Origin of the sequence: Burkholderia sp. HI4860, assembly GCF_002223045.2 — a bacterium.
Classification (GTDB): Bacteria; Pseudomonadota; Gammaproteobacteria; order Burkholderiales; family Burkholderiaceae; genus Burkholderia.
This window is the reverse complement of record NZ_NKFO02000001.1, coordinates 1,364,628-1,384,373: the sequence shown is the minus strand read 5'-3', so window position 1 is coordinate 1,384,373 and position 19,746 is coordinate 1,364,628. Positions and strand designations below refer to the sequence as shown.

Genomic DNA, 19,746 nt, shown 5'->3' with positions numbered 1-19,746 from the left:
CGCGCCACCCGTGGCGGGCTTCAGTCAACCCAAGCATTGAGGATGTAACCGTGAACAAACTCGCTCTTGCGCTCGCACTCTCCGCAACGGCCCTCGCCGCGTGCTCGACCGCATCCGGCCCGACCTTCAGCGCCTCCGAACTGCAGCCGCGCGACGGCGTGCGCACCTTCCAGGTGGACTGCCACGGCCTGCTGTCGGGCCCGCAGACCTGCATGAAGGCCGCCCGCAAGATTTGCGGCGAAGAGCCCGTGCGCGCCGTCGACTCGGCCCGCGCACTGCGCGACAAATCCGATCCCGCGACGCTCGTGTTCCAGTGCGGCGCCGCACCCGCCGAGACGGCTTCGGCCCCGGCCGCCGCGCCGGCGGCTGCCGTCGTCGAACAGGTGAACCTGTCGGGCGACGCGCTGTTCGCAACCGACCACGCGACGCTCGCCCCGACCGCGCGCGAATCGCTCGACCGGTTGCTGAGCGAGCGCGCCGACCATACGTACTCGCAGGTGAGCGTCACCGGCTTTACGGACTCGGTGGGCAGCGACGACTACAACCTCGCGCTGTCGAAGCGCCGCGCCGAATCGGTCGCGGCGTACCTGAAGGCGCACGGCCTGAAGACCGACTCGCTGACGGTCACGGGTCGCGGCAAGGCCGATCCGGTCGCGTCCAACGCGACGCCGGAAGGCCGCGCCAGCAACCGCCGCGTCGAAATCCGCCTGCAGCACTGAGCGGGCCGCCGCCGCCCCGATCCGGCCGGCCACCCGCGCCGCGCCGGCCCCGCACCCGACCTCCGCCGGACCACCCCGGGCGCCGCTTCGCAGGCGCCCGTTTCCGTTGGCCGGCGGCTATGTCAAAGTTCGTCACGTCCCGCCAAAACCGGTGGTTTCCGTGCCACAATCGCCGCAGACAGTCGCCGGGGCAGCCTGCCCGCATCGCACGCCGTGCCAGGCGTGCCCGACGACACGCCGGAATCCGGCTGCCGCCCTCGCGAACCAGGTCGCCCGATTCGCCGGCCGCGGCGTACCGGCGCACATGCAACCATGACAATCCACGGCGCGCCGCTTCCGGGGCCAGACGCTCGACGCGATGCCCGGACGCACGACGCCGCAGAGGAAACCAACCGGTGACGGACATCAATGAAGCCGCTTCGGGCGGCACCCGCAAGCAACGGCCGGCGGTCGGCATCTCGCTGTTTGCGCGCGACGGCCAGGCGATCTGGGAAAACGGCATCCACCAGAACATCGCGTTCCTCGCGATGATGCTCAAGCGCTCGGATCGCGTCGGCCCCGTCTACTTCCTGAACGGCGGCGACGCCAGCGCGCTGCCGGCCGGCCTCGAACTCGACGGCCTCGACATCCCGCTCGTGAAGCCCTCCGACGTCACGCACGAACTCGACGTCGTGATCGAAATGGGCGCGCAGTTGCCGGTGGAATGGCTCAGGCACATGAAGGCGCTCGGCAAGAAGATCGCCGCGTTCTTCTGCGGGCACGTGTATGCCGGCCTGTGCGAAACGCCGATCTTCGACAAACCGTCGGGGCACATCTTCAACGGGGCGCCGTTCGACGAAGTGTGGCTGCTGCCGCAATACGACAAGACGGCCGCGCCCATGCTGCAGACCATCCTGCGCGCGCCCGTCCACCTGATGCCGCACATCTGGTCGCCGTACTTCCTCGATCGCCGCGTCGCCGCGCTCGCCGCGGAAGGCGCGACGTTCGGCTATCGGCCGGGCCGCCGCCCGTGGCACCTGGCGACGCTCGAACCGAACATCTCGGTCGCCAAGTCCTGCCACTACCCGATGCTCGCGTGCGACGAGTTCTACCGCGCGCGGCCGGACGCGGTTCAGCACATGTTCGTCGTGAACTCGTTGCACATGAAGGAGCATCCGACCTTCGTGCACTTCGCGAACAGCCTCGACCTCGTGCGCCAGCACAAGGCGACCTTCGAGCCGCGCCTCGACCTGCCGGGCTTCATGGCCCGCCATGCGGACGCGGTCGTGTCGCACCACTGGGAAAACGGGCAGAACTACCTGTATTACGACGTGCTGTACGGCGGCTACCCGCTGATCCACAACTCGACGCTGATCGGCGACGCCGGCTATTACTACCCGGACTTCGATTCCGCCGCGGGCGGCCGAGCACTGCTGGACGCGTGGCTGCATCACGACGAACGCCTCGACGACTATCGCGCGAAGGCCGGCCGGCTGCTGCAGTCGGTCTCGATCGACAACCCCGCGAACCTCGACGCGTTCGTCTCGCGTCTGGTCGCCTGAACCGGAGAATACGCATGTCGGACTCCAATGCCCGTCAAGCGCCCGGCGAGGGCAAGCGTCTCGTCGTCGGCGTATCGCTGTTCGTGCGCGGCGCCGGCCAGTCGCTGTGGGAAAACGGCATCTTCCAGAACTGCCTGCTGCTGATCCTGCTGCTGCGCCAGTCGCCGCTCGTCGCGGAAGCCGTGATGGTGAACGGTGGCGAACAGGCCGCCGATCCGCAGATGATGCTCGACGAATGGGACGTGCCGCTGCTGTCGATGGACGAAGCGCTGCAGCGCTGCGACGTGCTGATCGAAATGAGCGCGCAGTTCGGCGCGGACTACCTGCGCGCGTTCCACGAGCGCGGCGGCAAGGTCGTCACGATGCGGGTCGGCAACGACTACGTGATCGACATCGAGCGCGCGATGTTCAACAAGCCGTCGGGTTTCCTGTTCTCGGGCGCACCGTACGACGCCGTGTGGACGATTCCCGAGTTCGAGCGCTCGTGCCTGCACTATTACCAGACGGGCCTGCGCGCGCCCGTCACGATCGTCCCGCACATCTGGCACCCGATGCTGTTCGACAAGGCGCGCGCGACGCTCGGCGCCGGGCTGTCGTTCGGCTATGAGCCCGGCAAGCCGCGCTGGCGCGTGACGATGTTCGAGCCGAACATCTGCATGGTGAAGACGAGCGTCATCCCGATGCTGGTGACGGAGGAAGCGTATCGCGCGAAGCCTGATTTCCTCGAATTCGTGCGCGTGTGCAACACGCTGCACCTGAAGGAGCATGCGACGTTCGTCCATTTCGCGAAGAGCCTCGACATCGTGAACCACGGGATCACGACGTTCGAGAGCCGCTACGCGGTGTACGAGTTCATGGCGGCCTACGGCGACGCGGTGGTGTCGCACACGTGGGAAAACGCGCAGAACTACCTGTACTACGAGCTGCTGTACGGCGACTATCCGCTGATCCACAACTCGCCGTTCCTCGGCAAGGCCGGGTATTTCTATCCGGACTTCGACTGCCAGGCAGGTGGCCGCGCGCTGCTGAAGGCGTTCACCGAACACGACGCGAACCTCGAGGCGTACCGCGAGCAGTCGCGGCACGTGCTCAGTTCCGTCAGCATCTACAACCCCGAGAACGTCGTCGCCTATACGGACGCGATCGCCACCCTCTATCGCGACGCGTGACGCGCCGCCCTTCCCGGACACCGACATGACTGCACGCACGCCCCTCACCCGCGCCAAATGGCTGATCGGCTGCGCCGTCGCTTCGATCGCGATCGGCGCGCACGCGCAATCGACCGGAGAATCCGCGGACGAGTTGCTGCAAGCCGCCAACAAAGTGTTCAGGCAACTCGAGGCCGGCCAGTTCAACGACATCTGGCTCGACTCGGCCGATTTCATCAAGACCCGCTTCAAACAGGACCAGTTCGTGACCGACATCCGGCGCGCGTGGCAAACGGTCGCCCTGGTCCGCCACCGCGAGTGGGAGCAGATCTCGCGCAACCGCTACACGAATGCGACGGTACCCGACGGCCTCTACGCAAACGTCGACTACGTGACGACGTTGACCACCGGGACGACCGTGTACGAAAAAGTGAGCTTCCATCTCGACAACGACGGACATTGGCATCTGACCGGCTATGCGCCGCGCATGACCCGGGACGTCGCCAAGTAAGCACCGCACCAACGGGACGGAGGCCACATGAAACTCAATGTCGCGATAACGATGAACGTGCAGCGCGACGCGACGCAGTCGATCTGGTACAACGGCGCGAACCAGCACTGCGTGTTCCTGTACATGCTGCTGAAGCAGTCGCCGCTGATCGGCGAGGTCTGGCTCGCGCACGACGACGGCATCACCGACTATCCGCAGGCGCTGATGATGGACGCGTTCGGCGACGCGCTGCGGCCGCTGTCGGCCGTCGTGCACCAGACCGACCTGCTGATCGAGATGAATGCGTTCATCGATCAGACCCACACGGATGCCGTGCGCCGGCGCGGCGGCAAATGCGTGTCGTACCGCTTCGGCAACGACTACGTGATCGCGGTCGAGACGATCAACTTCGAGAAGAATCAGTGGCGGCCGAACCCGAACCGCGTGCAGTTCGACGAGATCTGGACCAACCCGCAGCACATGCACACGTGCGCGGCGTATTTCCAGGCCGTCTATCGCGCGCCGGTGATCGAGCTGCCGCACATCTGGTCGCCGTATTTCATCGAACGCAGCCTCGACGCGGATCCTGAACTGAAGGCGCGTTTCGGCTATCGCAACCACGGCACCGCGAAGCGCATCGCGTTCTTCGAACCGAACCTGAACGTCGTGAAGAGCTCGATCGTGCCGATGCTCGCCGCGAATGCGTGCTACGTCGATCATCCGGAGCTCGTCGAGCACGTGTTCATGACCAACACGTTCGACAAGAAGGAAAACGTCGCCTTCAAGCATCTCGCGCTCGGGCTCGAGATGGTGCGCGACGGCAAGGCGACCGCCGACGTGCGCGCGCCGTTCGTCGCCTGGGCCGCGCATCACACCGACATCGTCGTGTCCCATCACTGGGAAAACGGCCTCAACTACCTGCTGTATGACGCGCTGTACGGCAACTACCCGCTCGTGCACAACTCGCCATTCCTGCGCGACGTCGGCTACTACTACCCGGACTTCGAGATCTTCGATGCGGCGCGTGCGATCGCGACCGCCGCGCAGACGCACGACGCGCGGCTCGACGACTATGCGGCCGCGGCCCGCCGCTGCCTGCACCAGGTCGACACGCTCGCCGAGCACAACGTCCACGCGTATTCCGCGCAGATCCGGCAGCTGTTCGACGGCCGCGCACTCGGCTGACCTCCTTCGCACCGCTCCCGCTCCCGGAGCAGACCGTCCGCAATTTCGTCGCGATCGATTCGATACATGGCCCGTTCGTCATCAACCGGCACTCCGCGTTTCAGGCCGAAGCACTGATCAATGCGGCTGCCGCGTGTATGCGTTCGAGCCGCAGCGCACGCTGTTCCGTGCGCTCGGCGGATTGATCGACAGGATGTGAATCGGGGCCGCGGCGCGCGGATGATGTCGATGCGGGCCGCGCGTCTCGCGCTGCGCCAGCGCCCGTGACTGGCGTGAACAGGCGCTAGGCCAGCACCCGATCGCCGCACTGCGCGGCGAACATACGGCCATGCCGCCGCCCCATCCGCGCGAGCACCGCGAAGCAATGCGCCACCGGCCGGCTGGCGCCGCCGGATGACTTGACGAGGCTGTCGGACACGCCACGCGCGATGGCCGAATCGTCGCCGCACGCGCCCGCGATGACGGCCGCGTAATAGTGCCGCGCCGCCAGCTCGCGGCCGCCGGCGTCGAGCGGCGTCATCCGCTGAATGCGACGCGCAATGGCTTTCAGGCCGTCGAGATACGGCGCGACGTCGATCGGCACCTCGGTCGATTCGGCGCCCAGTTGCCACAGCATGTCGGCCAGCTCGGTGATCGCGACGAGGTCGCGCGCACCGGCCCCATGCGTGCCCGTTCCGCCTCCGGCCTTCGTCCCTGCCATGCTCAGCCCCTTTGCGATTCGTCCCGGCCACGCGCCGATCACGCCCGACATCGGCGTGCATCGTGCACGCCACCTCGCCTGTTCCCGCGCCGTCACGCGGCGGCCGGCGGCCGCCACGAAAAACGGATGCCTTGCGCCCACGCGACGCCGGCATCCATGATGATCTGCCGGTCGACCTCGCTCTCCACGCCTTCGACGACGACGTGTCGCGCCCCTTCATGCGCGAACGCGATCAGCCGGCGGAGCTGGTAGCGCCCGATCGCGTTGCGCTTGATCATCGACAGAATCGACCGGTCGAGCTTCACGATGTCGGGATTGCCGACCACCAGGTTGTTCAATGCGCTGAAACCGACCCCGAAATCGTCGATCGCGATGCGGCACCCGGCCTGCCGGAAGCGGTTCACGAACGATCGCCCCGCGACGGGATTCAGCGGCCCCGTCTCCGTGATCTCGACCACCAGCCGCGCCGCGACCGACGGCTCGCGCTCGAGCCGCCTGAAGAGGGCCAGCCACGCGTCGTCGACCACCGCGCTCGCCGCCGCCACATTGCAGCCGTAGACGGCAGCCGGATCGGCACGCAGCGCGTCGATCGTCCGGCCGACCACGAGCCGGTCGAACCACCGCATCAGCCCGAGCGCCTCGAGGCGCGGCAGGAACGCGAGCGGCGGCAGCGCATCGCGCTCGCCCCACCGCAATCGCGCCAGGCATTCCTGGTACAACACACCACCCGACAGGTCGGCCCGGCACACGGGCTCTTGCGCGAACCCGAGCCGGCTTTCCACGAAACTGCGTACCGACGCAAGGTCGGGATGATCGTCGGGGGCGCCGAACACGAGATCGATTTCGTCACGATTCGCTTCCCGATTCGCCTCCAGGCGAGCTTCGACCGCATTCATCCGGCGCTCCGGCAAATGGCGAGCCGCCGATCGCGGCTCGACCTCAAGAAACATGCGGAGCAAGCCGACCATGACGCGCTCCGCCGCCTACCCGGCCCATCCTGTTATGTCGATCTTTTCCGGGAGCGTACTGTTCGCTTCGGCGCGCCGTCAAAATTCGATATTTTTCAACGATATTCAATTACTGGAAATACACCATGCGCGCACGATATCGAATGTGCGACAGGTCACACTAACGCAAATTACGGAACCCGATTCGGATACTGTTTATTGCCCTTACCTAAACAACCCGATCCGATTCAGATCCCCGCAATTTACGGATCTCGAAATCAGGAAATCCCGAATTGATCAGATAAATGCCAACCCGTGAAGCATCGTGTCTCGCCCGCTGTCAGGCCCGCTGCTAACGCCGGCACCGACGTCGAAAATCGGTTGCCGCACGTCATTCGATCATCGCAGCACTCAATTTTATTGTTTCAAACGAATTATTAAATTTTCAAACAGGAATCGGACATCCTTGAATCGATAATATCAATTTAATTCATATGACGATTATCGATTGAACCATTTTTAACAATTTTAAATACTTGTTAGCCTCTAAAATGATTTCCGACGGACTTCCCTCGGAGCCGTCAAATTCGTGCCTTCAAAACCGTCGAACCGATCGGGTTCGGCGGTTTCTTTTTTAACGGCACGATTTCGTCAGACATTAGGGCGGGGACTATCCCGATGGCGGAATTCGGCGCGACGGTGTGCGTCGCGCGAAACATCGGGCCTTATGCGGCCGATGCGCCGATCAGGTTCGCGAGCAGCGCGTCGTATTCGGCGACGAGTGCCGGATTGGCCGACGTATAGCGGCCGAGGATCTCGCGCTGGCGCCGCGTGTACGCTTCCCAGTCGTCATCGTGCGTATGCAGCGCGCGCAGCAGCGCGTCGGCGCCCTGCTGCACGTCGTTGTCCGGATAGTAGTAGCCGAGATCGGGCGCGAGGCTCGCGTTGTGCACGAGCGGATAGCCCTGCCAGCACACGTCGAAATAGAAATAGTTGAGCGGGTTCGACCATTGGTGCGACACGACGATATCGGTCAGGTCGGCCAGGAACAGCGGCGTATCGAAGCGCCCGACGAAGCTCGCCTTGCCCGCGCGCACGATGTCGAGGTAGTTCATCAGCATCACGAACTCGGGGCTGTCGTGTGCGAGATGGAGGGCATTCGTCACGTGCGCGAAGCAGATCGCATCGGGGTCGCGCCGATACGCTTCGTCGATGATCAGCATCGGATACACGCAGAACTTCACCACGTCGTGGTTCGGTTCCATCACCGTCAGCCGCTTGCCGGGCTCGCTGCGCGGCCGGTATTCACCGTGCTCGGGCAGCGGCGCGGCGCGCGCACTCAGGAACATCGGATCCCACACGAACGGCACGACGCGCCCCGGGCAGCGGCGCAGCGACTGCAGGAATGGCAGCGACGACGGCGCGATCTGCGGAATCGCCCACACCTCGTCGTAGCCGCGGTTGATGAACAGCGAATCCCACAGCCGGCGGCCGAACAGCATCGACTCCATCACGTTGATGTACTCGACGCCGCAGCAGTAGCTGACGAGCTTCGCGTCGCGCGCCTTCAGGTAGGCCGTCTGCTCCGCGTTGACCTGGCCGCCGAGCTCGATCACCACGTCGAGCGAATCCTTCATGTCGTCGAACGTGCGCGTGTCGAATACGTGGCGATCCCACGGCAGCGCATCGGTGAGCGGCACATCGGTGGTGTTGACCAGCGTCACGCGGTAGCCGTGCGGCGACGCCATCAGCAGCTTCGCGAGAAACAGCGCGTTCTGCTTGATGCCGTTGATCCACAGGCTTTCGTCGGGGGCACGCAGTCCGATCGTGATACCGATGCGCAGGCCGTTCAGGACAGGAGACGTCATCGTCGGCAGGATGGAAGGTTGGATGGGGATGGAATGGACGCAGTGTAGCGCGCGATGCGCCGCCCGCGTCAAGCGGCGCTCGCCGGCGGCAAGCCGGCATTCTAGCGGAGCGCCGGCCGCATACTGTCAGGGATGGTCAGCGCGCGGCCGGCGCATGCCAATCGGCGAGACGGCTGTGCGATACTCCGGCGACCCGCCGCGCGACCGGGATGCCGGGGGATGACCGGACGGTACCGGCATCCGGCGCGGGCAGAAAACGACCTCGCAGCCCCGCTGCGGAAAAATGGCTGACAGAATGGAACGCGACGCCGTGCAAGTCTTCCGGGCAATCCATCACGAACAGGGGTGGCACGCGCCGAAACGCGTGCCCGGCCGCGCTGCCGTGCCGACACACCCCGCGCCCGGCGCTCGCCGTTACCCGCTTCGCGGCCTTCGGAGCGCGCGATGATCGTCCTCAGCCATTTCAGTCACGACGCGCCCGCCAGCCTCGAGAATCACCGGCAATACGCGCAGGCGCACGGCTATCGCCACGCCATCGTCGACGCCTCCGCGATGCCGCACGCGCTGCCGCTGCGGCCGCTCCATCGCTACGAATCGCTGCTCCATGTGCTGCGCGGCGCGCAGCCCGACGAGCTCGTGCTGCTGCTCAGCGAGGATGCGGCGATCATCGAGCCCGTCGCGCTCGATCGCCTGATGTGCGGCCGCGACATGCTGCTCGTCGACGCGTTCGCGCCCCCGTTGCCGCAGGTCGACGTGCAGATCTGGCGCAATACGGCGGCCGTGCGGGCGATCGTGATGCAGCTGGTGCAACGCTGCAAGCTCGGCAGCGAACCGCGGCTGACCTCGGAGGCCGCGCTGTTCGCGGCGCTCGACACGCATCGCTACATGACCCCGATCGACGGGCTGTATCCGGTCATGCCGAGCAGCCCCGACCTCGATCCGATGTGGAGCCGCGAACCGACGTTCGCGATCAGCATCGACGACACGCCGCACGATCCCGAACGAAAAGGCGCGACGCCCCGTTTCCGCGACACGCTCGTCGCGTACGTCAATCGATGCCGTGCCGCCGGCCGGCCGATGTTCTCGTTCGATCACGATGCCGCCCATACGCCGGACGAAGCCGCCGAGCGCAGCACCTACAATCCGGGCCGCCCGATTGCGTTGATGACGCTCTACACGCCGAACATCGGCAGCTATGCGCGCGTCGCCGAACGGAATTTCCGGCGTTACTGCGAGACGCACGGCTACACGCTCTACGTGCATCGCGACATTCCGGCCGAGATCGGCCTGAACGCGACCGGCAACTGGTTCAAGCCGTGGCTGCTGCATGCGTACCTGCAGCATCACGAATGGGTCGTGTGGCTCGATGCCGACGTGCTGATCGCGGACCAGCAGAAAGCGCTGGCGCCGCTGCTCGAAGGGCGCGACTGGCTGCTCGCGCACGATCTCGGCCAGTGGGCGTTCAACTCGGGCGTGATGGCGTTCCGGCGCACCGCGCGCAACGACGCGATGCTGCGCGACATGATGACGACGATCGCCGCGCTGCACGACCGGTCGAGCGTCTATGCGAGCGACGGCGACCAGCTGCATTTCATTCGCGCGATGGAGCGCGACGGGCAATTGCACGGCGAAGGCGTGGCCGATCTCGTCAGCTTCAACACGCCCTGGCTGTTTCGCCGCGCGGACAGCTACATCGTCCACTACTACGGGATGTGGTCCGCGATGCGCGCGCTGATGATGGCGCACGACGACGGGGTGCTGCGCTGACACCGATGTTCGGGGCGGCACAACCCGCTGGATGACGACGATCCATTTCCCGAGCAACGGCGCTCATCGCGTGCCGGCGAGCCGCCGGCACGCCCGGGCCACGGTCAGATCGCCGTAATCGTCGGCGCGACGGCGGCCGGATCGGTAAGGCTGGGCTTGCCGGTTTCGACGTGCCCCGCAATGCGTCGCGTCCACCCGGCATTCCCCGCCACCGCGAACTGCAGGTCGTACCAGTGGCTGCTGCACGACAGATCCCAGCGCGCCTCGATGCGCTGCCCCGCCGGCACCGTCAGCGTGCGCGGGGCGCTACCGTACGCGACATCGGTGGCCGTGACCGTGAGCGCACCGGTACCCGCGTTGGCGATCGTCACGTACACGTCGCCGTTGGCCGTGTCGTAGCAAGGCGTGATTTCAGGCTTCGCGCCGGCATCCGCCGCGGCCGAACCCGCGAAGCGCCGGAAATAACCGTTCGGCCCCCACACGCTCACCAGGTAGTTGCCGTTCGCGTCGAGCGCCCACGTATCGGTCAGCTGCTTGCCCGCTTCGACCGTATAGCGGCGCGGCATCGCGGTCGCGTCTCCCGTATAGACCCAGAAGTGCGCGCCTTGCGTGCCGGTATTCGCGAACGTCAGCGCGTACCCTTGCGCCTGGAGCTGGCCGGTCACGTGCAGTTCGTACGGCAGCGCGCGCGCCGGCCGCGTGCCGGGCTCCTGCGCGGTCACGACCTGCTGCGCGGTGCTGGCCGGCGCGGTCTGCGACGACGCGCGCGAGCACTGCAGGTCCGCCTGCGCGACATACGCCTGCGTGCTCGGCAGGGTCGGCAGCGTGGCATCCGATTTCGAGAAGTCGAGCGCCGACGTCAGGTCGCCGCAGATCGCGCGCCGCCACGGCGAGATATTCGTTTCCATCACGCCGAAGCGCTTCTCGATGAATTGCAGCACCGACGTGTGATCGAACACCTGCGAGCAGACGAAGCCGCCCTTCGACCACGGCGAGACCACGAACATCGGCACGCGCGGGCCGAGGCCGTACGGCAGGTTGTCGGCGGTGTACGTGCCGGTCTGCGTCGACGTCACGACGTTGTGCCGCTCGAGCGACACGTCCACGGTGCTCATGCCCGAGCCCGGCAGCGTCGGCGCCGACGGCGGCACGACGTGATCGAAGAAGCCGTCGTTCTCGTCGTACATGACGAGCAGGACGGTCTTGCTCCAGACGTCCGGATTCGACGTCAGCGCATCGAGAATCGTCGACAGGTAGTACGCGCCGTACAGCGGCGTGAACTTCGGATGCTCCGAATACGCGGCGGGCGGCAGCAGCCACGATACCTGCGGCAGCGCGTTCGCCTGCACGTCGGCCTTCAGCTGCGTGATCGGGCGCGTGCTCATTCCGCGCGTCTGCAGCGACGAGCCGGCCGGCGCATTCACGAAGTTGTTGAAGCACGCGAGCATGTTCGTGCCGTAGTTGCCGGTGAAGTTGTCGAACCCGGTGCCCTGCTGGTAGATCTGCCACGAGATGCCGGCTTTCTCGAGGCGCTCCGGGTAGGTCGTCCAGCTGAAGGGCGGCAACTGGACCTTGTCGAACTGGTTGTCGATGTAGTCGGTGTTGTCGAGCAGCGGGCCGCCGCCCGTGCCGAGCGGGTCGACCATGCCCGTCATCAGGTACATGCGGTTCGGGTGCGTGTTGCCGGGGATCGAGCAGAAGTAGTTGTCGCACACCGTGAACGCATCCGCGAGCGCGTAATGGAACGGGATGTCGTCGCGAACGTGATAGCCCATCGTCATGTTCGACTTCTGCACCGCCCATTGATCCGCGCGGCCGTTGTCGATCGCGCCGTGCGTCGTCGCCCACGTATGCGGCAGGCCGCCGATGCACTGCGCGTTCACGCCCGGGTTGGTCGTGTCGTAGCGGAACGGCGCGATCACGCTCGTCTTGTCCTCCTGGCGCGGCTGGAACCACACCGGCTTGCCGTTCGGCAGCGTGACCGGGAAGCGGTCGTTGTAGCCGCGCACGCCGCTCAGGTGACCGAGGTAGTGGTCGAACGAACGGTTCTCCTGCATGAACACGACGATGTGCTGGACATCCTGGATCGTGCCCGTGACGGTATTCGGCTCGATCGCCAGCGCCTTGCGGATCGATTCCGGCAGCAGTGCGGTGGCGGCGGTCGCGCCGGCGAGGCCGGCAGAGAACTTCAGAAAGTCGCGTCGCGAATGGGTGGCCATGCTGGTTGCTCTTGATTGGATTTCTGGTGGAAACGGCCGGGATCAGGAAGCGGGCGAGGAAGCAGGTGCGGTGAAACCGGGCGGGCAGTGCATCTGCGCGGTGGCGACCACGCCGCCGCCGCAGGCGGCCTTCTGCTGCGCGACGGGCGCGGCGGGTGCGGTCACGTCGTCGTTGCAGGCGCCGAGGAGTGCGGTCAGCGCGATCAGGCCAGCGACCGCGAAGGGCCGTAGGGCCGAGTTTCGCATAACGTCTCTCCGTGGATGTGATGACGTGACCCAGGCGCGGATGCGCTCCGGTCATATCGACGGCGAGATGCTAATTTCGACGTGTTACACGATGGTGTCGTGCGGCGGCAGAATCGGTGTGCGGCGGGTGAAAACACCCGTGGTGCGGAATGTGCGGCACGACATGGCATCAGCGCCGGCGAATTCGTAATTCAATCGAAAGCTTCGTACTACTGCCGCTTGTCGAGGCGATCGAAGCGGCGCTGTCGCAACCACCGGTGCGCGGTGAATCGCGACGCGCTTTGAGCGGGCCGGCAGCCGCCGGCCCGTGTACGACGAAAGCGCTGCTCAGCCTTCCGCCATCATCAGCAACTGCGCGCCATCCGACACCTGGTCGCCGACGCCGTACAGCACTTCCGCGACCACGCCCGCGCTCGGCGCGCCGATCGTGTGCTCCATCTTCATTGCTTCCATCACGATCAGCGGCGTACCGGCTTCGACCTTCTGGCCGGGCTCGACCAGCACCGCGATCACCTTGCCGGGCATCGGCGCGGTCAGGCGGCCACCGCCCTGCTCCGCGTCACCCGCATGCGCGAGCAGGTTGCGCCATTCGAACGTCTCGGCCGCGCCCTGCGTGAACACGTGGAAGTGGTCGCCGTCCGCATACACGCGGCCGCTGCTGCGCACGCCGCCGAGCGTCACGTCGAAATCGAGCGGCGTGGCGCCACGCGTCCACGCGAACGGTTGCGCGGCGGCGCCGCCGATCGCGACGCGCGCACCTGCGCCGTCGTCCTCGTACGTCACCGTCACGTCCGCTTCGCGCTCGGCCGCGTGCCATTCGAGCGTGCGGCGATAGCCGCCGTTCAGCCGCCAGTCCGGCAGCGCGCCCCACGGCGATGAACCCTGTGCACCCGCGCCGCGTTCGCGGGCGAGCAGCGCAGCACACGCGAGCGCCAGCATCGCGCGCGGCGGCTCCTGCGGCACGAACAGCGCGTCGTGGTTCCGCTCGATCAGGCCCGTGTCGAGATCGGCCGTCGCGAACGGTGCGCACGCAACGATTCGCTGCAGGAACGCGGCGTTCGTATGCAGGCCGACCACTTCACAGGCACGCAGTGCGCGCAGCATCAGGCCCAGCGCTTCCGCACGGTCCGCGCCATGAACGATCAGCTTCGCGATCATCGGATCGTAGAACGGCGTGATCGCATCGCCTTCGCGCACGCCGCTGTCGACGCGCACCGATGCCCCGATCGCGAACTCGACGCCGGCCGGCAGCCGCAGGTGCTTCAGCGTGCCCGTCGACGGCAGGAAGCCGCGCGCCGGGTTCTCCGCATAGAGGCGCGCCTCGAGCGCGTGGCCCTGCACGCGCAGTTCGTCCTGCTTCAGCGGCAGCGGCTCGCCGGCGGCGACGCGCAGTTGCCATTCGACGAGATCGAGCCCCGTGACCATCTCGGTGACCGGATGCTCGACCTGCAGGCGCGTGTTCATTTCCATGAAGTAGAACGCTTCGCCCGTCATGATGAATTCGACGGTGCCCGCGCCGACGTAATTCACCGCACGCGCGGCCGCGACGGCCGCCTCACCCATCGCCTGACGCACGTCGTCGTGCAAACCGGGCGCCGGCGCTTCCTCGAGCACCTTCTGGTGACGGCGCTGCACCGAGCAGTCGCGGTCGAACAGGTACACGGTGTTGCCGTGCGTGTCGCCGAACACCTGCACCTCGACGTGGCGCGGGCGCGTCAGGTACTTCTCGATCAGCACGCGATCGTTGCCGAAGCTGCTCGCGGCTTCGCGCTGGCACGATGCGAGCGCCGCCGGGAAATCGTCGGAGCGCTCGACCACGCGCATCCCCTTGCCGCCGCCGCCCGCGCTGGCTTTCAGCAGCACCGGATAGCCGATCGCGTCGGCCTCGCGATGCAGGTTGGCCGCGTCCTGGTCGTCGCCGTGATAGCCGGGCACGAGCGGCACGGCCGCCGCGTGCATCAGCGCCTTCGCGGCCGCCTTCGACCCCATCGCCGCGATCGCGTCGACCGGCGGCCCGATGAAGACGATGCCGGCCGCTTCGCACGCGTGCGCGAAATCTTCGTTTTCCGACAGAAATCCGTAGCCGGGGTGGATCGCCTGCGCGCCGGTGGCGCGCGCGGCTTCGATGATGCGCTCGATGCGCAGGTAGCTGTCTGCCGCGGCCGAGCCGCCGATGTGCACGGCCTCGTCGCACGCGGCCACGTGTTTCGCGTTCGCGTCCGCGTCGGAATAGACGGCGACGCTCGCGATCCCGAGACGTTTGCACGTCGCGGCGACGCGGCACGCGATTTCGCCGCGGTTGGCGATCAGAATCTTGTCGAACATGGCTTCGGTGTCGTCCGGAAAGAGGGGGTCACGCGCGCTGCGCGATCATTCACGCCACGACGGCGTGCGCTTTTCGAGGAAGGACGCAATCCCTTCGCGCGCTTCCGCGCCGGCGCGGGTGCGCGCGATCCAGTCGGCGGTCTGCTCGATCAGCGTCGCGTCGAGCGGCCGGCCGGCGACGTCGGCGACGAGCCGCTTGCACGCCTTCACCGCGTCGGGGCCGTTCGCGACCAACGTCGCGGCCAGCTTCGCGACGGTGTCGTCGAGCGCGTCGGCCGGCACCGCGTCGTGAATGAAACCGAGCGACGCCGCGCGCGCGCTGTCGAACACCTCGGCCGTCGTGAAGTAGCGGCGCGCCGCGCGCTCGCCCATCGCGCGCACCACGTACGGCGCGATCGTCGCGGGGATCAGCCCCAGCCGCGCTTCCGACAGGCAGAATTTCACGCCGTCGGCGGCGATCGCGATGTCGGCCGCCGCCACCAGGCCCACGCCGCCCGCATACGCATCGCCATGCACGCGTGCGATCACCGGCTTGCCGCAGCGATGGATCGCCTCGAGCATCCGCGCGAGCTTGCGCGCATCGGCACGGTTCTCGTCGTCCGAGTAACCGGCCATCTTTTTCATCCAGTTCAGGTCCGCGCCCGCGCAAAACGCCGCGCCTTCCGCGGCGAGCACGATCGCGCGCACGCCTTCGTGCGCGTCGAGCCATTCGAACGCAGTGGTCAGCTCGGCGATCGTCGTCTCGTTGAACGCGTTGCGCACGTCGGGACGCGCGAGCGTGACGGTCGCCACGCGGCCGGCTTCGCTTACCTTGATCGTTTCGTATCGCATCGTTCAGCCCTCCCGGCCGTTACATGCGGAACACGCCGAAGCGTGTATCTTCGATCGGCGCGTTCATCGACGCGGCGAGGCCGAGGCCCAGCACGTCGCGCGTCTGCGCGGGGTCGATCACGCCGTCGTCCCACAGCCGCGCGCTCGCGTAATACGGATGGCCCTGGCGTTCGTACTGGTCGCGGATCGGCTGCTTGAACGCATCCTCTTCCTCGGCCGACCACGAACCGCCCTTCGCCTCGATGCCGTCGCGGCGCACCGTCGCGAGCACCGACGCGGCCTGCTCGCCGCCCATCACCGAGATGCGCGCGTTCGGCCACATCCACAGGAAGCGCGGACCGAATGCGCGGCCGCACATCCCGTAGTTGCCGGCGCCGAACGAGCCGCCGATGATCACCGTGAACTTCGGCACCTTCGCGTTCGACACGGCCGTCACCATCTTCGCGCCGTGCCGCGCGATGCCTTCGTTCTCGTACTTGCGCCCGACCATGAAGCCCGTGATGTTCTGCAGGAACACGAGCGGAATCTTGCGCTGGCAGCACAGCTCGATGAAATGCGCGCCCTTTACGGCCGATTCGGAGAACAGGATGCCGTTGTTCGCGACGATCCCGACCGGGTGGCCCCAGATGTGCGCGAAGCCCGTGACGAGCGTCGTGCCGTAGCGCGCCTTGAATTCGTCGAATTCCGAATCGTCGACGATGCGCGCGATCACCTCGCGCACGTCGAACGGCTTGCGCGTATCGACCGGAATCACGCCGTACAGGCTCTTCGCGTCGTAGCGCGGCGGCTTCGGCTCGCGCAGCGCGACCGGTGGCGCGATCTTCGGTGCGAGGTGGCTGACGATGTTGCGCGCGATCGACAGCGCATGCGCGTCGTTCTGCGCGAGATGGTCGGCCACGCCCGACAGGCGCGTGTGCACGTCGCCGCCGCCGAGATCCTCGGCGCTCACTTCCTCGCCGGTCGCGGCCTTCACGAGCGGCGGCCCGCCGAGGAAAATCGTGCCCTGCTCCTTCACGATGATCGACTCGTCGCTCATCGCGGGCACGTACGCGCCGCCCGCCGTGCACGAACCCATCACGACGGCGATCTGCGCGATCCCCGCCGCCGACATCGTCGCCTGGTTGAAGAAGATGCGGCCGAAGTGGTCGCGATCGGGAAACACGTCGTCCTGGTTCGGCAGGTTCGCGCCGCCCGAATCGACGAGGTACACGCACGGCAGCCGGTTTTCGGCGGCGATTTCCTGCGCGCGCACGTGCTTCTTCACGGTGACCGGGTAATACGTGCCGCCCTTGACCGTCGCGTCGTTGCACACGATCACGCATTCGCGGCCCGCGATCCGGCCGATCCCGGTGATGACGCCCGCGCCCGGCGCGTCGTCGTTGTACATGCCGTTCGCCGCGAGCTGCGAGAACTCGAGGAACGGCGCGCCCGGATCGAGCAGTTGCGCGATGCGGTCGCGCGGCAGCAGCTTGCCGCGCGACAGGTGCTTGTCGCGCGCGGCCTGGCCACCGCCCTGCGCGAGCTGTTCGATCTTCGCGCGCAGGTCGGCGACGACCGCCTCGAGCGCGGCGGCATTCGCGCGGAAGTCTTCCGAGCGCGGGTTCAGTTTCGATTCGATGATCGGCATCGACGGGGCTCCGTTCGCGTGACGTAGGGCGTTACATCGTTTCCGCGAACAGCTCGCGGCCGATCAGCATCCGGCGGATCTCGCTCGTGCCGGCGCCGATCTCGTACAGCTTCGCGTCGCGCCACAGGCGCCCGACCGGGTATTCGTTGATGTAGCCGTTGCCGCCGAGGATCTGGATCGCCTCACCGGCCATCCACGTCGCCTTCTCGGCCGTGTAGAGGATCACGCCCGCGCAGTCCTTGCGCACCTGGCGGATGTGGTCGCTGCCGGCCGAGTCGAGGTGGCGGCCGACCGCGTACAGGTACGCGCGGCAGGCCTGGAACGTGGTGTACATGTCGGCGACCTTGCCCTGGATCAGCTGGAATTCGCCGATCGCCTGGCCGAACTGCTTGCGGTCGTGGATATACGGCACCACCGCGTCGAGGCACGCGGCCATGATGCCCGTCGGGCCGCCCGACAGCACCGCGCGCTCGTAGTCGAGGCCGCTCATCAGCACCTTCACGCCGCCGTTGAGCTGGCCGAGGATGTTCTCCTCCGGCACTTCGACGTCCTGGAACACCAGCTCGCCGGTGTGCGAGCCGCGCATGCCGAGCTTGTCGAGCTTCTGCGCGACCGAGAAGCCCTTCATCCCCTTCTCGACGATGAATGCGGTGATGCCGCGCGGGCCGGCTTCGAGGTCGGTCTTCGCGTAGACCACCAGCGTGTCGCAATCGGGGCCGTTGGTGATCCACATCTTCGTACCGTTCAGCATGTAGCGATCGCCGCGCTTGTCGGCGCGCAGCTTCATGCTGACGACGTCGGAGCCGGCGTTCGGCTCGCTCATCGCGAGCGCGCCGATGTGTTCGCCCGACACGAGCTTCGGCAGGTATTTCTGCTTTTGCGCTTCCGTGCCGTTGCGGTGGATCTGGTTCACGCACAGGTTCGAGTGCGCGCCGTACGACAGGCCGATCGACGCCGACGCGCGCGAGATCTCTTCCATCGCGACCATGTGCGCGGTGTAGCCCATGTTCGCGCCGCCGTATTCCTCGGCCACCGTCATGCCGAGCACGCCGAGATCGCCGAACTTCTTCCACAGATCCATCGGAAACTGGTCGGTGCGGTCGACCTCCGCCGCGCGCGGGGTGATTTCCTTCGCCGCGAACGTCGCGACGGCGTCGCGCAGCATCTCGATGTCTTCACCGAGCATGAATTGCACACCGGGCAGGTTGATCATGTCTCCTCCGTCTCCAGAAAGTGTGTGGCACTCACCGATTTCTGAGTTTCGCTCAAATCGAATGAATACCCAGATTCATTGACCGATACAGCGTAAATTTTGCACAGTTTCGCGCCTCGTCGGGTGCGGCGTCAATATTTTTTTGAGTGACACTCAGATATCATGCCGAGATGACAGCCGCTACCGCCGACCCCATGACCGCCACCGTCAAAGCCGACCGCACCGATCCCTCGCGCGCGCCCGCCGGGCGCAAATCCCAGCAACGCGTGCAGGACATCCTGCGCGCCGGCCGGGAAGTGTTCGCCGAAAAAGGTTACGAGCATGCGACGGCCGCCGAGATCGCGCAGCGCGTGGGCGTGTCGGAGGCGACGGTGTTCAGCTATTTCCGCGGCAAGCGCGAGCTGTGTGCGCGTGTCATCGCGGATTGGTACGACGAAAACATCGCCGCATTCGAGGCAGGGATGCCGCAGGACGCGTCGGTGCAGCAGCAGTTCGCGTTCATCGTGCGCACCCACCTGCGGCTGATGCTGGTGAACGGCACGGGACTGTGCGCGCTGGTGCTGTCGGAAGGCCGCGCGAAGCAGCATGCGCTGAGCGACGAGCTCACCGCGCTGCAGCGCCGCTACACCGCGCCGCTGATGGATGTGCTCGCGCGCGGCCAGGCGGCCGGGCAGGTGCGCACCGACCTGCCGCTGAGCCTGCTGCGCTCGATGGTGTTCGGGCCGATCGAGCACGTGCTGTGGGATGCGATCCTCGGCCACCGCAAGCTCGATACGGAAACGACGGCCACGCAGCTCGTCGACATGCTGTGGGCGGCCGTGCAGCCGCCGGCGCCGGAACAGGCGGCGCTCGTGCGCTTCAGGAACGAAGTGGCGGAAGCCGTGCGGCGGCTGGAAGGCGACAGCACGCACCGGTGACGC

At 66.6% G+C, this 19,746-nt stretch carries 17 protein-coding genes; 8 read left to right on the top strand and 9 right to left on the bottom strand.

Going from position 1 to position 19,746, the window contains the following annotated elements; translation table 11 throughout:
- The first annotated feature begins 50 nt into the window (after window positions 1-50).
- The 5 genes from CFB34_RS06210 (at window position 51) to CFB34_RS06190 (ending at window position 5,083) form a co-directional block, all read left to right on the top strand.
- A complete protein-coding gene (locus CFB34_RS06210; RefSeq protein WP_089441665.1) occupies window positions 51-719 on the top strand; it encodes an OmpA family protein in 669 nt (222 codons plus the stop codon).
- Window positions 720-1,114: 395 nt separating this feature from the next.
- Window positions 1,115-2,260, top strand: a complete 1,146-nt coding sequence (locus CFB34_RS06205; protein ID WP_089441664.1) for a DUF2827 domain-containing protein — start codon at window positions 1,115-1,117, stop codon at window positions 2,258-2,260.
- Between the two features lie 14 nt (window positions 2,261-2,274).
- Window positions 2,275-3,429: a DUF2827 domain-containing protein gene (locus tag CFB34_RS06200; protein WP_089441663.1), complete on the top strand. Its 1,155-nt coding sequence runs from the start codon at window positions 2,275-2,277 to the stop codon at window positions 3,427-3,429.
- Between the two features lie 25 nt (window positions 3,430-3,454).
- Window positions 3,455-3,919, top strand: coding sequence for a DUF4019 domain-containing protein (locus CFB34_RS06195; RefSeq protein WP_089441662.1), 465 nt, complete (start codon window positions 3,455-3,457; stop codon window positions 3,917-3,919).
- 27 nt (window positions 3,920-3,946) lie between these two features.
- Window positions 3,947-5,083: a DUF2827 family protein gene (locus CFB34_RS06190; RefSeq protein ID WP_089441661.1), complete on the top strand. Its 1,137-nt coding sequence runs from the start codon at window positions 3,947-3,949 to the stop codon at window positions 5,081-5,083.
- A gap of 283 nt (window positions 5,084-5,366) precedes the next feature.
- On the opposite strand, the gene CFB34_RS06185 is transcribed toward CFB34_RS06190, so the two are convergent.
- Window positions 5,367-5,783, bottom strand: coding sequence for a hypothetical protein (locus CFB34_RS06185; RefSeq protein ID WP_089441791.1), 417 nt, complete (start codon window positions 5,781-5,783; stop codon window positions 5,367-5,369).
- Between the two features lie 92 nt (window positions 5,784-5,875).
- Window positions 5,876-6,679 carry an EAL domain-containing protein gene (locus CFB34_RS06180; protein ID WP_089441790.1) on the bottom strand — a complete coding sequence of 268 codons (804 nt, stop codon included), beginning with the start codon at window positions 6,677-6,679 and terminating at the stop codon, window positions 5,876-5,878.
- Between the two features lie 70 nt (window positions 6,680-6,749).
- Here CFB34_RS06180 and CFB34_RS06175 point away from each other — a divergent pair, with 70 nt between their 5' ends.
- Window positions 6,750-7,049 carry a hypothetical protein gene (locus tag CFB34_RS06175; RefSeq protein WP_143329483.1) on the top strand — a complete coding sequence of 100 codons (300 nt, stop codon included), beginning with the start codon at window positions 6,750-6,752 and terminating at the stop codon, window positions 7,047-7,049.
- Window positions 7,050-7,455: 406 nt separating this feature from the next.
- Here CFB34_RS06175 and CFB34_RS06170 read toward each other — a convergent pair whose 3' ends face one another.
- Window positions 7,456-8,598 (bottom strand): DUF2827 domain-containing protein, encoded by a 1,143-nt coding sequence (locus CFB34_RS06170; protein WP_089441660.1) that lies wholly within the window; start codon window positions 8,596-8,598, stop codon window positions 7,456-7,458.
- 444 nt (window positions 8,599-9,042) lie between these two features.
- Here CFB34_RS06170 and CFB34_RS06165 point away from each other — a divergent pair, with 444 nt between their 5' ends.
- Window positions 9,043-10,365: a galactosyl transferase GMA12/MNN10 domain protein gene (locus CFB34_RS06165; RefSeq protein ID WP_089441659.1), complete on the top strand. Its 1,323-nt coding sequence runs from the start codon at window positions 9,043-9,045 to the stop codon at window positions 10,363-10,365.
- A gap of 104 nt (window positions 10,366-10,469) precedes the next feature.
- Here the strand turns inward: CFB34_RS06165 and CFB34_RS06160 are convergent, their stop codons facing one another.
- From CFB34_RS06160 to CFB34_RS06135, 6 genes are all read right to left on the bottom strand, one after another.
- On the bottom strand, window positions 10,470-12,584 hold the full coding sequence (locus CFB34_RS06160) for a phospholipase C, phosphocholine-specific (RefSeq protein WP_089441658.1): 2,115 nt from the start codon (window positions 12,582-12,584) through the stop codon (window positions 10,470-10,472).
- A gap of 42 nt (window positions 12,585-12,626) precedes the next feature.
- Complete coding sequence (locus tag CFB34_RS06155) at window positions 12,627-12,830, bottom strand: hypothetical protein (protein ID WP_039339629.1); 204 nt, start codon at window positions 12,828-12,830, stop codon at window positions 12,627-12,629.
- Window positions 12,831-13,157: 327 nt separating this feature from the next.
- A complete protein-coding gene (locus CFB34_RS06150; protein ID WP_089441657.1) occupies window positions 13,158-15,155 on the bottom strand; it encodes an acetyl/propionyl/methylcrotonyl-CoA carboxylase subunit alpha in 1,998 nt (665 codons plus the stop codon).
- Window positions 15,156-15,200: 45 nt separating this feature from the next.
- Window positions 15,201-15,986: an enoyl-CoA hydratase/isomerase family protein gene (locus CFB34_RS06145; RefSeq protein WP_089441656.1), complete on the bottom strand. Its 786-nt coding sequence runs from the start codon at window positions 15,984-15,986 to the stop codon at window positions 15,201-15,203.
- Window positions 15,987-16,005: 19 nt separating this feature from the next.
- On the bottom strand, window positions 16,006-17,613 hold the full coding sequence (locus tag CFB34_RS06140) for a carboxyl transferase domain-containing protein (protein WP_039339637.1): 1,608 nt from the start codon (window positions 17,611-17,613) through the stop codon (window positions 16,006-16,008).
- A 31-nt stretch (window positions 17,614-17,644) separates the two neighbouring features.
- Window positions 17,645-18,826 (bottom strand): isovaleryl-CoA dehydrogenase, encoded by a 1,182-nt coding sequence (locus tag CFB34_RS06135; protein WP_089441655.1) that lies wholly within the window; start codon window positions 18,824-18,826, stop codon window positions 17,645-17,647.
- A 170-nt stretch (window positions 18,827-18,996) separates the two neighbouring features.
- Between CFB34_RS06135 and CFB34_RS06130 the strand changes: the two genes are divergently transcribed.
- Complete coding sequence (locus tag CFB34_RS06130; protein WP_089441654.1) at window positions 18,997-19,743, top strand: TetR/AcrR family transcriptional regulator; 747 nt, start codon at window positions 18,997-18,999, stop codon at window positions 19,741-19,743.
- Window positions 19,744-19,746 lie beyond the last annotated feature (3 nt).

Coding starts and splice junctions, on each gene's coding strand:
- CFB34_RS06200 (WP_089441663.1), top strand. CDS start 2,275: ATGTCGGACTCCAATGCCCGTCAAGCGCCCGGCGAGGGCAAGCGTCTC.
- CFB34_RS06195 (WP_089441662.1), top strand. CDS start 3,455: ATGACTGCACGCACGCCCCTCACCCGCGCCAAATGGCTGATCGGCTGC.
- CFB34_RS06190 (WP_089441661.1), top strand. CDS start 3,947: ATGAAACTCAATGTCGCGATAACGATGAACGTGCAGCGCGACGCGACG.
- CFB34_RS06185 (WP_089441791.1), bottom strand. CDS start 5,783: ATGGCAGGGACGAAGGCCGGAGGCGGAACGGGCACGCATGGGGCCGGT.
- CFB34_RS06180 (WP_089441790.1), bottom strand. CDS start 6,679: ATGAATGCGGTCGAAGCTCGCCTGGAGGCGAATCGGGAAGCGAATCGT.
- CFB34_RS06175 (WP_143329483.1), top strand. CDS start 6,750: ATGACGCGCTCCGCCGCCTACCCGGCCCATCCTGTTATGTCGATCTTT.
- CFB34_RS06170 (WP_089441660.1), bottom strand. CDS start 8,598: ATGACGTCTCCTGTCCTGAACGGCCTGCGCATCGGTATCACGATCGGA.
- CFB34_RS06165 (WP_089441659.1), top strand. CDS start 9,043: ATGATCGTCCTCAGCCATTTCAGTCACGACGCGCCCGCCAGCCTCGAG.
- CFB34_RS06160 (WP_089441658.1), bottom strand. CDS start 12,584: ATGGCCACCCATTCGCGACGCGACTTTCTGAAGTTCTCTGCCGGCCTC.
- CFB34_RS06155 (WP_039339629.1), bottom strand. CDS start 12,830: ATGCGAAACTCGGCCCTACGGCCCTTCGCGGTCGCTGGCCTGATCGCG.
- CFB34_RS06150 (WP_089441657.1), bottom strand. CDS start 15,155: ATGTTCGACAAGATTCTGATCGCCAACCGCGGCGAAATCGCGTGCCGC.
- CFB34_RS06145 (WP_089441656.1), bottom strand. CDS start 15,986: ATGCGATACGAAACGATCAAGGTAAGCGAAGCCGGCCGCGTGGCGACC.
- CFB34_RS06140 (WP_039339637.1), bottom strand. CDS start 17,613: ATGCCGATCATCGAATCGAAACTGAACCCGCGCTCGGAAGACTTCCGC.
- CFB34_RS06135 (WP_089441655.1), bottom strand. CDS start 18,826: ATGATCAACCTGCCCGGTGTGCAATTCATGCTCGGTGAAGACATCGAG.
- CFB34_RS06130 (WP_089441654.1), top strand. CDS start 18,997: ATGACAGCCGCTACCGCCGACCCCATGACCGCCACCGTCAAAGCCGAC.